This window comes from Methanolobus tindarius DSM 2278 (genome assembly GCF_000504205.1).
GTDB classification, from domain to species: domain Archaea; phylum Halobacteriota; class Methanosarcinia; order Methanosarcinales; family Methanosarcinaceae; genus Methanolobus; species Methanolobus tindarius.
The window spans coordinates 1,847,483-1,861,178 of record NZ_AZAJ01000001.1 but is presented as its reverse complement, the minus strand read 5'-3'; the positions used below and the strand labels follow the sequence as shown (position 1 = coordinate 1,861,178).

Annotated in this window: 13 protein-coding genes; 9 read left to right on the top strand and 4 right to left on the bottom strand. The window is 41.1% G+C overall.

Annotated features, from left to right (window positions below; all coding sequences use genetic code 11):
* Nucleotides 1-23: 23 nt before the first annotated feature.
* Nucleotides 24-1,679, bottom strand: a complete 1,656-nt coding sequence (locus tag METTI_RS15155) for a PAS domain-containing sensor histidine kinase (protein WP_023845498.1) — start codon at nucleotides 1,677-1,679, stop codon at nucleotides 24-26.
* Nucleotides 1,680-1,946: 267 nt separating this feature from the next.
* On the bottom strand, nucleotides 1,947-2,159 hold the full coding sequence (locus METTI_RS08970) for a hypothetical protein (protein ID WP_023845497.1): 213 nt from the start codon (nucleotides 2,157-2,159) through the stop codon (nucleotides 1,947-1,949).
* A gap of 237 nt (nucleotides 2,160-2,396) precedes the next feature.
* Here METTI_RS08970 and METTI_RS08965 point away from each other — a divergent pair, with 237 nt between their 5' ends.
* The 4 genes from METTI_RS08965 (at nucleotide 2,397) to METTI_RS08950 (ending at nucleotide 8,505) form a co-directional block, all read left to right on the top strand.
* The gene (locus METTI_RS08965) at nucleotides 2,397-2,909 is read left to right on the top strand and encodes a deoxyuridine 5'-triphosphate nucleotidohydrolase (RefSeq protein WP_023845496.1); all 513 of its coding nucleotides are present in this window, start codon (nucleotides 2,397-2,399) and stop codon (nucleotides 2,907-2,909) included.
* A 54-nt stretch (nucleotides 2,910-2,963) separates the two neighbouring features.
* A complete protein-coding gene (locus tag METTI_RS08960; RefSeq protein ID WP_023845495.1) occupies nucleotides 2,964-3,755 on the top strand; it encodes a 2-amino-3,7-dideoxy-D-threo-hept-6-ulosonate synthase in 792 nt (263 codons plus the stop codon).
* Between the two features lie 513 nt (nucleotides 3,756-4,268).
* Entirely contained in the window at nucleotides 4,269-6,023 is a 1,755-nt protein-coding gene (glyS, locus tag METTI_RS08955) for a glycine--tRNA ligase (protein WP_023845494.1), read from the top strand.
* A 190-nt stretch (nucleotides 6,024-6,213) separates the two neighbouring features.
* Nucleotides 6,214-8,505 (top strand): DEAD/DEAH box helicase, encoded by a 2,292-nt coding sequence (locus tag METTI_RS08950; RefSeq protein WP_023845493.1) that lies wholly within the window; start codon nucleotides 6,214-6,216, stop codon nucleotides 8,503-8,505.
* Between the two features lie 63 nt (nucleotides 8,506-8,568).
* On the opposite strand, the gene METTI_RS08945 is transcribed toward METTI_RS08950, so the two are convergent.
* A complete protein-coding gene (locus tag METTI_RS08945; protein WP_023845492.1) occupies nucleotides 8,569-9,036 on the bottom strand; it encodes an Sjogren's syndrome/scleroderma autoantigen 1 family protein in 468 nt (155 codons plus the stop codon).
* 117 nt (nucleotides 9,037-9,153) lie between these two features.
* On the opposite strand from METTI_RS08945, the gene METTI_RS08940 reads away from it, so the two are divergent.
* The 5 genes from METTI_RS08940 to METTI_RS08920 all read left to right on the top strand — a co-directional run bounded on the left by METTI_RS08940 (nucleotide 9,154) and on the right by METTI_RS08920 (nucleotide 13,245).
* Nucleotides 9,154-9,420 carry a UPF0147 family protein gene (locus METTI_RS08940; RefSeq protein WP_023845491.1) on the top strand — a complete coding sequence of 89 codons (267 nt, stop codon included), beginning with the start codon at nucleotides 9,154-9,156 and terminating at the stop codon, nucleotides 9,418-9,420.
* A gap of 142 nt (nucleotides 9,421-9,562) precedes the next feature.
* Entirely contained in the window at nucleotides 9,563-10,192 is a 630-nt protein-coding gene (locus METTI_RS08935) for a translin family protein (protein WP_023845490.1), read from the top strand.
* 66 nt (nucleotides 10,193-10,258) lie between these two features.
* The gene (sepS, locus tag METTI_RS08930; RefSeq protein ID WP_023845489.1) at nucleotides 10,259-11,878 is read left to right on the top strand and encodes an O-phosphoserine--tRNA ligase; all 1,620 of its coding nucleotides are present in this window, start codon (nucleotides 10,259-10,261) and stop codon (nucleotides 11,876-11,878) included.
* Nucleotides 11,871-12,569, top strand: coding sequence for an endonuclease V (locus METTI_RS08925; RefSeq protein WP_023845488.1), 699 nt, complete (start codon nucleotides 11,871-11,873; stop codon nucleotides 12,567-12,569). Before sepS ends, METTI_RS08925 begins: the two co-directional genes overlap by 8 nt.
* Nucleotides 12,570-12,573: 4 nt before the next feature.
* Nucleotides 12,574-13,245, top strand: coding sequence for a DUF169 domain-containing protein (locus METTI_RS08920; RefSeq protein ID WP_023845487.1), 672 nt, complete (start codon nucleotides 12,574-12,576; stop codon nucleotides 13,243-13,245).
* A 59-nt stretch (nucleotides 13,246-13,304) separates the two neighbouring features.
* Here METTI_RS08920 and METTI_RS08915 read toward each other — a convergent pair whose 3' ends face one another.
* Nucleotides 13,305-13,694, bottom strand: coding sequence for a DUF473 domain-containing protein (locus METTI_RS08915; RefSeq protein WP_023845486.1), 390 nt, complete (start codon nucleotides 13,692-13,694; stop codon nucleotides 13,305-13,307).
* Between the last annotated feature and the right edge of the window lie 2 nt (nucleotides 13,695-13,696).

Here is a 13,696-nt window from a genome sequence, read left to right as displayed (position 1 = left end):
GCCTTTTTAAAAATTAGTCCGCATCACTTATTGCTATTATTAACGGGAATCGAAAAACAAAACTCGCTACCCTCACCAACCGTACTATCAACCCATACTTTACCATTGTGCATTTCTACGAACTTCTTCACAAGAGCAAGCCCAAGACCTGTCCCTGCATATTCATTAGTGGTGTATGAATTAAGCTGTCTGAATGGCTGGAAAAGTATGGCCTGATCATTCTCTGAAATACCTACTCCTGTATCCTTTACGCAGAAATGAACCATATTTTCCGATAGTTTTGAAATAATAGAAACTGTACCTTTTTCAGGAGTGAACTTTATTGCATTGCTGGCAAGATTATAGAGAATCTGCTTAAGCTTAGTCCTGTCTGCGTGGATTTCCCCAATACTTTCATCGGTATCAATGACCAGTTTTATTCTCTTATCCATTGCCATTGGAGAAACCAGGGTTTTTACTTCATCTACTGCAGGAGACAATGAAAAATATTCGTATTGAAGCTCCATTTTTCCTGCTTCCACTTTTGAGAGGTCCAGCACATCATTGATAAGTTGTAACAAATGATTACCAGCATCTAAAATATGGCCAGCATAACGATTCTGCTTTTCATTCAACTCACCAAACATATTGTCCATGAGAATATCAGAAAAACCAATTATAGATGTAAGCGGAGTTCTCAATTCGTGGCTCATGGTAGCCAAGAATTCATCCTTACTGCGATTTGCTGCCTCTGCAACAATCTTAGCATGCAGCAAAGCATCTTCAACTTTTTTGCGTTCTGTGATATCCTGAATTGTACCTATAATTGTATTTTTCTCTGCATCATATTCGGCAATTGAATGAATATCACGTACAGCTCCATCATTCTGCCTGGTGATCTTAAACTGCACATCATAGGTGACCCCATGTCCTATCAAATCCCGCATTGCCTCATCCATCATCGGCCGATATTCTGGAAAAACTACGGCCTGTACCTCTTTAAGAGAGAAAATAGTATCATCGGGTTCATACCCATAAATTCTTTTAGCTTCATCTGAAGAATCCATCATACCAGAATTCAGATTTAAGTCCCAGCTTCCGATATGACCTATTTTTTGAGCAGTTCTAAGCTGCATATTTCTTTTATTTAATTCAGCTTCGGCTTTCTTGCGTTCAGTTATGTCATGGATAATAGAGTAAAGAAGCTTCTTTGAATTTACAATTACAGGACTGCTATACACTTCCACATCACGGATCTGGCCATCTGCAAGTTTATGCTTAAAAAGGAAATAGTTTCTTTTTTCAGCAACTGCATTCTGCATCTCTTCCAATATTTTATCAGGAGGAAGAAGATTGATGTCCTGTATCTTCATACATGTGATGACTTCAAGCGACCAGCCATAATAATCGCACGCAGCATTATTTGCATCAATTATTTCAAAGTTTTCAGGATTAATGAGAAGGGTAATTGCTTTGTTGTACTTGAAAAGGGAGCGGTACACATCACCCTTTTCCATGAAAAACCTATCAGTAGGACTTAAAAAGTCTGCACCATTGCCCGATTCAGAGTCTGTATTTTTGACAGAATCGTCCGATTGAACATTATCACATTCACGGGAAGAAGTACAGGAAACATCAGTTTCACTATTGGAACGAATGTCATCATTCCCCTGCAGACCATTAGACTTCAGATTCACCATAATACCTTTCCCACATACCTGTTCAGGGTTACCTTCTGAATACCCATAGAATATCAGATTTCAAAGGCAGCTCACTTCCGAGTTCACTATTTGATAGTAATAATAAATAAAAGTATTTTATCAAAATAATAAAATGAAAAGTCATAGTAACAAGAAAAAATCAGGATACGAGTATTCTATGAGAAAATAGCCATACAATACAAATAGAAAATATAAGATTCAGATCAGTAAATACTGATCAGAATTAAAAAAGAGAGGATTAAAATATCAATCCTCTGCCTGGAAATGCCACTGGCAGTCATCACGCATTTCACGTGACTGGGAATCAAATTCCTCTTTATAATGAGGAAGATCTGCACTTGCATACTTCGGGAAAACAAGAGAAATCTCTTTCTGATAAGTGGTTCCATCAGGGCTTAAAGTTACTTTAAACAACATTTCAGGCCTGCTTCCATTCTTTACTAGATCCGTACTACTCACATCATTCACTCCTTCTAGTCAAATATTTTTATGTATTCGATACAGGTTTCCACATCCAATGCCTTTTCCTCAGGGAACTGGAATTATGAAAACATTTTCAAACTCACCATAAACCAGATAGTTACTAAGAAATATAAACTGATTGGTTTACAAATATATAATTTAATACTAATTTGTGTTTACAGATATTCTGGATACTACACAAAATGATATATTAGATAATGCAAACCTACAACCATGACCCTATTATCCAGAAACGAACTCAGGGAATTGATAAACAGCGAACCGCCACTTGTTGAGAACATGATAGATACTGAAACTCAACTGCAACCAAACAGTGTTGAACTGACCCTCAAAGGTATCGAGACATACACAAGTTCCGGTGCAGTTGACTTTGATAATAGTGAAAGAGAAACACCTTCTACAAAACCAGTGGAATTTGATGAGAAAGACTGGGCACACCTGGAACCCGGAGTATACAAAATTACATTCAACGAAATAGTCAACATTCCTCTTGACAGGGCTGCCATTGCAAGACCAAGATCCACATTACTCAGATGCGGAGCAAATATAGGAACTGCAGTATGGGATTCCGGCTACAGAGGAAGAAGTGAATCCATGCTTGTTGTTTACAATCCTCATGGATTCAGGCTGAAAAGAAATGCACGTGTAATGCAACTGATATTTTTTGACCTGCACAGCAAACTTTCAGAAGGGTACAACGGAAAGTACCAACATGAGAACCTGTGACATAGTAACATAATCTACGTTAGGATTATCTATAATTAAAGCAATCACGCAATCATGAGTGAAATAGGCAAATCTGTCAGGATGGAAAGGATCTTCGATCGAAATACAAAGAATGCAATTATCATTCCAATGGACCATGGTGTGGGTGCAGGGCCTATAAAAGGAATTATTGACCTGCCTGCTGCTGTGAACAAAGTTGCAGACGGCGGAGCAAACGCAGTTCTCGGACATATGGGACTTCCAAAACACGGCCACCGTGGATATGGAAGAGACATTGGACTTATTATACACCTCTCAGCTTCAACATCCCTGGGACCTGACCCAAACCACAAGGTCATTGTCACAGACATCGAGGAAGCTATCAAAGTCGGTGCTGATGCAGTATCAATCCATGTAAATGTTGGGGCTGATGACGAGGCACAGATGCTTCAGGACATGGGACATGTTGCCCGAAAATGCGATGAATGGGGAATGCCTCTGCTTGCAATGTTGTATCCAAGAGGACCTAAAGTAACCTCCGAACATGATGTTGAGTATGTAAAGCATGCAGCAAGGATCGGAGCGGAACTTGGAGCAGATATTGTCAAGACAAATTATACCGGTGATATTGATACATTCAAGGAAGTTGTCAGCGGATGTCCTGTACCTATTGTAGTTGCAGGCGGTCCCAGAATGGATACTGAACAACAGCTCCTGGAAATGGTTTATGACTCACTCCAGGCCGGAGGAAAAGGAGTAGCTATCGGAAGAAACGTATTCCAGTCAGATGACCCTACAAAACTGGTGTCACACATATCCAGGATTGTACATGGTGGAATGACCCCGGAAGAAGTGCTCAAAGAATAAGAGCACTCATATTTTATTTTCGCTAATTTTATTCATAATAGTATATATTTTATACTCCAGTGGAAACAAAGGGGTTTTGTTTACTATTCACAAATGCATTCTTTTTTGACGTGTGTACCCTTACACAGAATCGGAGCTAATTGAAAATAACAGCCAAGAAAAAATAATGTTAGCTCATTGATGAAAAAAACCATTGGATAAACAGGATTCAATAGTAATATTCAATATCAAAAAAATGGATAGGAAGAGCAAGGTCAGTGTTGAAATGACCAATTGAATCATATTTAGATGGTGGTACGATATGATATGATTTGATTGAGATTCGACCTTGCTCAATCATACAATATATGAACATGCATATAATAATTGCGAGTATAAAAATGTCATATTACTACATAAAATCAGATTTTATGAACATAGATGTTTTGGGGATGCTTTCGTTACCATTAAATGTAATGGGCATATCGATGACTCATAAGAATCATAGATATACACAATTATCGAGGATCATTCATGGATAAATATGAGCAGGTAATAGAACTGGCTAAACGTCGCGGATTTTTGTGGAACTCTTTTGAGCTATACGGAGGAACCGCAGGATTTTACGACTACGGACCACTTGGAAGCACCTTAAAGCGCAGGATTGAGCAGATCTGGAGAGAAACCTACGTTGTACAGGAGGGTTTCATGGAGATAGAAGCCCCAACAATCGGTATTGAAGAAGTTTTCGTGGCATCAGGTCACGTTGGCGGTTTCTCAGATCCTCTCTGTGAATGTAAAAACTGTGGAGAAGCATTCAGGGCAGATCATCTTATTGACAAAATAGTAGACTGTGCTGACGCACTTCACGTCAAAGAGCTTGACAAAGTTATAATAGAGAACAATGTCAGGTGTCCTGAATGTGATGGGGAACTGGGAGAGGCCTATGAATTTAACCTCATGTTCAAGACAAACATCGGCCCGGGTACAGGAAGACAGGGATACATGCGTCCTGAGACTGCACAGGGAATGTTTGTTGACTTTTTAAGACTCGCAAGATTCTACCGTGAGAAACTTCCGTTCGGTGCAACACAGATCGGAAAATCCTACCGTAACGAGATCTCACCAAGACAGGGAGTTATCAGGCTAAGAGAATTTACCCAGGCTGAAGCTGAGATATTTATTGATCCTAACGACAAAAAACACGCAAACTTCAGCAGGTTTGCTGACACTGTTATCAACCTTTACTCCGAGGAAGCACAGCATAAAGGTGTTATCGAGAAAATGACTCTCGGCGAAGCAGTGGAGAAAGGCACCATTGCCCACGAGTTCCTCGCTTACCAGATAGGACTTACAAACCATTTTCTCCAGCGTATTGGAATTTCAGCAGACAAGCTGAGATTCAGACAGCACCAGAAAGATGAGATGGCACACTATGCAATAGACTGCTGGGATGCTGAGATTCTAACTGACAGATTCGACTGGGTAGAAGTTGTGGGAATTGCAGACAGGACAGACTATGACCTGAAGGCACATGCTGCTGTAAGCAAGACCGAACTCTCAATCTACAGAGAATACAGCGAACCTAAGATGGTTACTCAGTTTGTTGTCAAGCCAAATATGGGTAAACTCGGACCACTCTTCAAAGGAAAGGCAAAGGCTGTTGCAGATGCACTCAAAGCACTCAACCAGGCAGAACTCGAACAGGAGAACATCACAATCACTGTTGACGGAGAAGAAGTAACTGTACCCGGAGATATTGTCGAGTTTGCAGAGGAAACTGTCAAGATAAGCGGAGAAAATGTCATTCCTCACGTTATCGAGCCATCCTACGGTATTGACAGGATATTCTACTCAACCATGGAACATGCATTTGAAGAGGAAATGGTCAGCGGCAAGGAAGAAACTGAGAATGAAGAGGCAGAAGCAAGGATTGTCCTGAGATTCAAGAAGGAAGTCTCTCCTGTACAGGTTGCAATTCTTCCACTGCTTACAAGGGAAGAACTCATCAACCCTGCAAGGCAAATCGAGGCTCAGTTGAAACAAAAAGGCCTGCTTGTTTCCTATGATGACTCAGGAACCATCGGAAGACGTTACAGAAGAAACGATGAGATTGGAACACCATACTCCATTACAATAGACTATGATACACTGGAAGATAACACCGTCACAATCAGGGACAGGGACAGCATGAAGCAGGTTCGTGCACCAATTGACGGAATTGCAGACCTTATTTATGAGATGATTTACATGAATAGGGATTTTGAGAGTGCTGGAAAAGCACTCTAAATTCATTTTCTTTTCTCTTTTAGTTTTTCTTTTACTTTATTAGTTCATTTCCTGTTTTCGAAATTAAACAATACTTTCACCCTGCTTAGCTCAGCTTTAAAAGCCTGAAGAGATTATATATTGCAAAACCAGATACTTAATGTAAATATTATAATAATCATAAAAATTGCAAACATGCAAGTATGGTAACATGCCGGAATATATCAAACACCCTTTGATAAAAGCAGATACTGTGGAGCAGAGGCTATATCAACTTGATCTGGCGGGCAAGGCTCTTGATGTTTCCACACTTGTGGTTTTGCCAACCGGACTTGGAAAAACCGTTGTATGTCTTCTTGTCATGGCATCTCGCCTTGAGAAATTAGGCGGCAAGGTCATGGTGCTCTCACCAACAAAACCTCTTGTGGAACAGCATGCATCTTTTTTCAAAAATGTAATGAACATTCCGGAGGAAGAAGTCCTCACATTCACAGGTAGCATCAGTCCTGAAAAAAGATCAGAACTCTGGAAAACAGGCAAAGTAATCATTTCCACACCGCAGGTCATTGAGAATGACATACTTACCAAAAGAATAAGTCTTGAAAATGTTACACACATTACATTTGATGAGGCACACCGTGCAGTTGGAAATTACGCTTATACCTATATTGCAGAGAAATATTTTGAAACCGCAAAAAACCCTCTTTGTTTAGGGATTACTGCAAGTCCTGGAAGTTCTGATGAGAAGATAGCGGAGGTCTGTGAATCACTTCACATTGAATCGGTTGCCGTTAAAACTGAATCAGATAGCGATGTCAAACCTTACATTCATAAAAAAGAGATCGAATGGAAGCGCATCAACCTTCCTGACGAAATGAAAGAGATTAAAGACCTGTTGAATAAGGTCCTTGAAGACAGGTACAAGAAGCTTACTGAACTTGGTTACCCAATATATAATAAGAGATTTGTCTCAAAAAAAGACCTTCTTGGATTGCAGACAAAACTTCAGGGAGAACTCAGGGGAGGAATGCCCGATACTTCAGTTTATAGTGCAATTTCCTTGCTTGCAGAGATACTGAAAGTAAGCCACGCTGTGGAAATCACAGAAACTCAGGGACTTGAAGCTCTCCGTATGTACATGGAAAGACTGGACAACGAAGCAGGTTCTAAAAGTGGAAGCAAGGCTTCAAAGCGTCTTGCTGAAGACCTTTACATCAGGCAGGTCGTACACCGCCTGAAAGACTGTGACCTTGAGCATCCCAAACTGGAATATGTGAAAGATATAGTCCTTAATGAACTTGAGAACAAGCCGCATTCCAGAGTTATTGTTTTTGCAAATTATCGTGACACAGCCGAGATGCTGACAAAAGCACTTGCCGAAGTTGAAGGGATAAGACCTGTGAGATTTGTGGGACAGGCGTCCAAATACAAGGATAAGGGACTGACACAGAAGCAACAGGTCGAGATAATCGAACAATTCAAGGCTGGAGATTACAATGTTCTTGTGGCAACCTCGGTTGCAGAGGAAGGCCTTGATATTCCATCAACAGATCTTGTGTTGTTTTACGAACCAATTCCCTCTGAAATTAGGAGTATCCAGAGAAAAGGGCGAACAGGAAGAAAGCATGAAGGTCGTGTTGTTGTTCTAGTTACAAAAGGCACCAGGGATGAAGGATACTACTGGAGCAGCCTTTCAAAGGAAAGGAAAATGCAGAGCAACATGAAAGAGCTTCAGTCAGCCATGCCGGCACGGAAGAATAACTCAATTGAAGAGGAATTCATGCTGGATAGTAACGGGAAGGACCAGAAGACATTGTTTGAATACGATGACAACAATGAATCTAAACCTGAAAACAAGGATAATATCAAAATTGTTGTGGACCAGCGTGAGATTCGCAGTTCTGTTGCCCGTTCCCTTGACAGAAACGGTGTTGAAATTACAGTAAAAACACTGGAAGTTGGTGACTACATCCTGAGTGACCGCATTGCTGCGGAAAGGAAAGATACACAGGACTTTGTGGGTTCGCTTATTGAACAAAAACTGTTCGAGCAGATATCAAACCTCTCAAGAGCCTATGAAAAGCCAATACTGATAATTGAGGGTGAAAGCCTCTTTAATTGCAGAGGAATAAATCCGAATGCAATTCATGGAACCCTGTCATCAATATCACTGGATTTTGGGGTTTCAATATTCTATACGCGCGACCCGGAAGATACTGCTGCCCTCTTACAACAGGTTGCAAAAAGAGAGCAGGTTGATGAGAAACGGGAAGTTAACATGCACGGGAAGAAAGCTGCTGCTATGCTTCCACAGCAGCAGGAATATGTTGTGTCTTCAATATCTGATATCGGTCCGAAAGCAGCCAGAAACCTCCTGAAACATTTCGGTTCTGTGGAAAATGTGATGAAAGCCAGTTATGAAGAACTGCTTGATGTCAACAATGTTGGACCCAAGACCGCAGCAAAAATAAGGGAAATTATCGGCAGTGAGTATAAGCGTTGATTCCTAAAAATAAAAAAGGGAGTTAAGTGGAGTTTACCACTTACCAAATTGAAGATTACCTGGCTACTTCATTTTATTCATTATATCCATACAGCGTTCGATCATATCAAGATAATCAGATATTCTTCTTACATCAGTTTCATCCTGCATAGTATTTGCAAGTGAAACCATTTTTCTTACGAGCAAATTTTCCAGTTCAGGGATTGATGCCGGAGCTGAAGTTGATTGTCCCACAGATGTATCTTCAGACTGAGATCTTACAGGCGTGGTTTTCGGAACTGCCGCAACCGGAGTTTTCTTTTCTTCTACTGGAGAAATTTCTGTTTCTGGCTCAGGTGTAACTACCGGAGCAGATGCTTGCTGCATGCTTCCACGTGGGTCGCGAACATCATCACAGACCGGACATAGTACCCTACCCTGATAGCGGAAGAGAGGGGCTCCACAGTTGCCACAATGTTGTGCAAGCATTGTTCCGCCAATCTCAAGCATTCGGGATATTTTTTGTATATTTTCATCATCAGTGTTTGACATGTTATCTCCTTTTTCTCAAAACCTATATACCAATGAAAGTCTTTTTATAGAATATAATTATTTAGGGATAAATTGAGCAACCCTATTTTGATTTCAAACTTATCAAGGTGATCCTACATGTCAAATTTTGATCAAGTCATTGAAGAATGCAAACAAAAGTTAGAATATATCGCAAACGATAATTCAGTACCAAGAAACATTAGGCGTTCTGCAAATGATATACTGGAAACATTAAGTAAGAAAGATGAACCTCTCTTTTTGAGGACATCATCAAGCATATCCATTCTTGAGGATATCAGCAACGACCCTAACATCCCTGTTCACACAAGAACACTCATCTGGGATGTTGCAAGCCAGCTCGAGACCATTCCGGTCGACGAGTAAAACGAACAATATAATTGTTCGCCTTTTACTTTTTTTAATTTTGAACTATGCATAGGCCGTAGTTTCGACAAAATATCACTGTTTTTATCCAGGCTTTTGAAAAACTGTTTATATCAAGCTGTAAATGAACTAAAGGATTGGAATGATCTACAATATATCCTGTAGTATAAAAGACAGCTTTGAGGAAAAAGACAAAGCAAGAGAAAGCACTCTGGCAATTTCCAGAGATGTTGTGCGCAACTGCAGGACAGCAATGTACAGCATACATAACAGGGATTTTGATAAAGCAAATTTGCTGATATCCAAATCCGTAGAAATGATAGAAAAAATGGATACATTGCTTGCGGATCATCCTGACATATACTATTCCGGTTTTCTGGAACATGCCCAGCAGGAATTCGTCGAATGCCTTGTTGTGTACAACATACTCAGCGGTGAAGATGACGAGATTCCCGGACCTCAGGAACTTAATGTCAGCAACGTAGCATACCTTAACGGGCTTGGAGATGTTGGCGGGGAACTCAGACGACATATTCTGGATCTTATTAGAAAAGATACTCCCGAAGAAGGAGAAAAATACCTGGGCCTGATGGAAGAGATATACAATTGCCTCATGATGTTTGACTATCCCGACGCCATGACACACGGACTTCGACATAAGACCGATGTCACTAGGTCAATTATAGAGAAGACCAGAGGCGACCTTACAAATGCAATGCGCCAGCAGAAGCTGGAAAAGGCAATGAAGGAATTTGAGAATAGAATAAACTAGTCAATTAATCAAAATTAACCCGCTTTCAATTCAGTTACATATTTACACATATTACGAGGAATATACATGAAATTCAACCCTGATGATATCAAAAAAGCAGCAAGCGAGGATTTTGACGCTGCATGGAATAAGGGTACAGAGTACATCAGCGAGTCAAAGCTGAATGAACAGTACCCACATATGACTATCAAATATGGTAAGCCACATCCGGTTTATGACACAATCTCAAAGCTTCGTGATGCTTACCTCAGAATGGGATTTGAGGAAATGATGAACCCGCTTATTGTTGATGAGAGAGAGGTTCACAAGCAGTTCAGCCATGAAGCGCTGGCTGTCCTTGACAGATGCTTCTACCTTGCAGGACTCCCACGTCCGAATGTAGGTATCTCAGACGAGCGTATCGCTGAGATTAAGGAGATACTCGGGGGAGTTGATGATGAAGCCATTGAGACCATCAGGAAAGTTCTTCACGCATACAAGAAGGGAGATGTCGAAGGAGATGACCTCGTACCTGAGATTGCAGCAAGTATCAACGTATCAGACTCACTTGTTGTTGAGATGATTGACCAGGTCTTCCCGGAATTTAAGGAACTCATTCCTCAGGCTACCAAGAAGACACTCAGAAGTCACATGACTTCAGGATGGTTCATCAGTCTTGCATCAGTAATTGAACGTGCAAACCCGCCTTTCAATTTCTTCTCAATTGACCGCTGCTTCAGAAGGGAGCAGGACGAAGATGCGGCACGTCTGATGACTTACTACTCTGCATCCTGTGTGATTATGGATGAGAATGTGACCATAGACCACGGAAAAGCAGTAGCGCAGGGATTACTTTCACAGTTCGGTTTTGAGAAGTTTATGTTCAGGCCGGATGACAAGCGCAGCAAGTACTACGTACCTGACACACAGATAGAGGTATTTGCTTACCATCCAAATCTGGTGGGTTCTAAGACAAAATACTCCGACGGATGGATAGAGATAGCAACCTTTGGAATTTACTCACCTACAGCCCTCTCACAGTACGATATACCCTATCCTGTGATGAACCTGGGACTTGGCGTGGAAAGGCTTGCAATGATACTCCACGATGCAACTGACATCCGTTCTCTCACATATCCACAGATTACTCAGTATTCTGAATGGAAGATGACCGACAACGAACTTGCAAAGACAGTGCATGTGGCTAATGTTCCTGAGACTGAAGAAGGAATGGAAATTGTAAAGGCTATCGTGGCTGTCTGTGAGGAGAATGGTTCAACCCCAAGTCCGTGTGAATTCCCTGCATGGGAAGGTACAGTCAAAGGAAAGACAGTAAAGGTCTCGGTTATTGAACCGGAAGAGGAAACAAAACTCTGTGGACCTGCAGTGTTTAATGAAATTGTTGCATACGAAAATGACGTACTTGGCGTACCTGACAATAAGAAGTGGAAGAAAGTACTTGAGAACCATTCTGCAAGGACTGGTGTAAGGTTCCTTGATGCTTTTGCATGCCAGGCTGCAAAGGATATTGAATGTGCTGTTGAAAATGGTGAAAGCGAAGTTGAAACAAGGGTCAGAATCGTGAAGGTTCCTTCCGAGATTAACATTCGCCTTGAACCACTGGCACAGCGCTTTATCACAAGCAACAAGAAGAAAATAGACATCCGTGGACCTGTGTTCACTACTGTGAGGGCAACTATTGAATAATAGCGAACTGGATTACTGGTTCGATCCATCTTCACGTACTCTGGAGGAACTAAGACTCCTCCAGAACAAAGCCATTGGGAATCTCAGCCTTGAGGATGGCTTTGGAAAGATAGACAGAATAGCAGGTGTGGACTGCGCATATTATGACGATAAAATCATCTGCTCTATGCCTGTCCTGGACTATAAATCACTTGAACTAATTGAGAAAAAGCACATTGTACAGAAAGTGCCTCTTCCTTACATACCCACCTACCTGAACTTCAGGGAAGGAAAAGCCATTGCATCTGTTTTTACGGAACTTAAAAATAAACCGGACATAATTGTGTTTGATTCCTGCGGCATCAATCATCCGATTAAGGCAGGCATGGCTACTTATTTTGGAGCGGTTATGGATATCCCGACAATTGGAGTTTCCAAAAAGATCCTTTGCGGTGAATCCGAAACACCTAATGAGGTGGGAGAATCACAAAAACTGATGTTCAAAGGTGAACAGGTTGGCTGGCTTCTGAAAAGTAATAAACGTAGCAATCCAATCATAATCGCACCCGGACACAAGGTTTCTGTTGAAAGCTCGCTTGAAATTGTAAAACACTGCCTGAAAGGATATAAATTGCCAGAACCTACGAGACTTGCACATATGTATGCGGCGGAAGCTAAGATAGAAATTCCGGAACACAAGAACAGGAAATGAGATTATGAAAACATACAACGATTCAAATTCTCCTGATTATTCAAATCATCAATATTATCAAAATTACCCGAATATTGAAGCGCTTATGGACGAAGGCGAACCTGTGTGCATCTCCCTGTGTGATGATGAAGGTGAAACTTCAGAGAGGCTTTACTGTGAACTAATTCATCTGGCACGAAACGGAGAATCTTTCCTGATAGAAGACCAGAGATGCAGACCCGGAAAATTCATACTTGGCCTGAGTGAAAACAGTCCGGCAGATTATTACCTGAAATCCAATCGCTACAAAGACGAAGAGACTGCAAAGAGAGCTGTGGACTCACTCCCGAGGATTGAAAAAGAGTACAGGTCAATTAAAATCGAGCCGCTTAAGAAGAATGATGGTGAATTTGATGTTCTTTTGCTTTATCTTAAACCTGAAAGTGCAATGAAGATTATACAGGCATATGCATTTCATTTTGGAGAGAGTATCACTTCAAGATCAATTGGTGCGGCATCCATATGTGGAGATTGTACTGCAAGGGTACTGAAAGAGGGAATTGGGATATCCTATGGCTGCAAGGGTTCTAGGAAACATAGCGGCTATGCTAATGAGGAAGTTCCGATTGGAATTTCATATAGTATGCTGGAAAAAATAGAAGAGGGACTTAAAACCATCCCTGAAACTTTTGATTAATTATGTATGTCTATTTGATTGAACCTACTAATCCTACTAATTACACTCATTGATTACAATCATCTGGCATTGTAGAGTGGGATTTCTTCAGCATCTACTTTTGTGACTTCACCGATGGTGTTGTTCAGGACTTTTCTTACACGTGCAATACAGTTTGGGTCGAGCTGAAGTCTGAGGCTCGTGGTTTCACGTTCCTCATAAAAGGCTTCGTTGCTCTGCATTACGCGGTGGGTTGATACCTGATGCCTGACCAGTTTTGTGATTATACCCATGCTGCCACCTGTGAGATCCTCGGCACTTGTGTGGGTCAGGAACAGCATTTCTCCTACGTTCATGCGCAGTGCAGCCAGAAAGTTGTTAGGACTCCTGATCTCGATTGTCAGAAGCCTGTTTTGTCTCAGTTCTGAGATAACACGCTCAGATATTCCTGTCAAAGCAATATATTCCATGT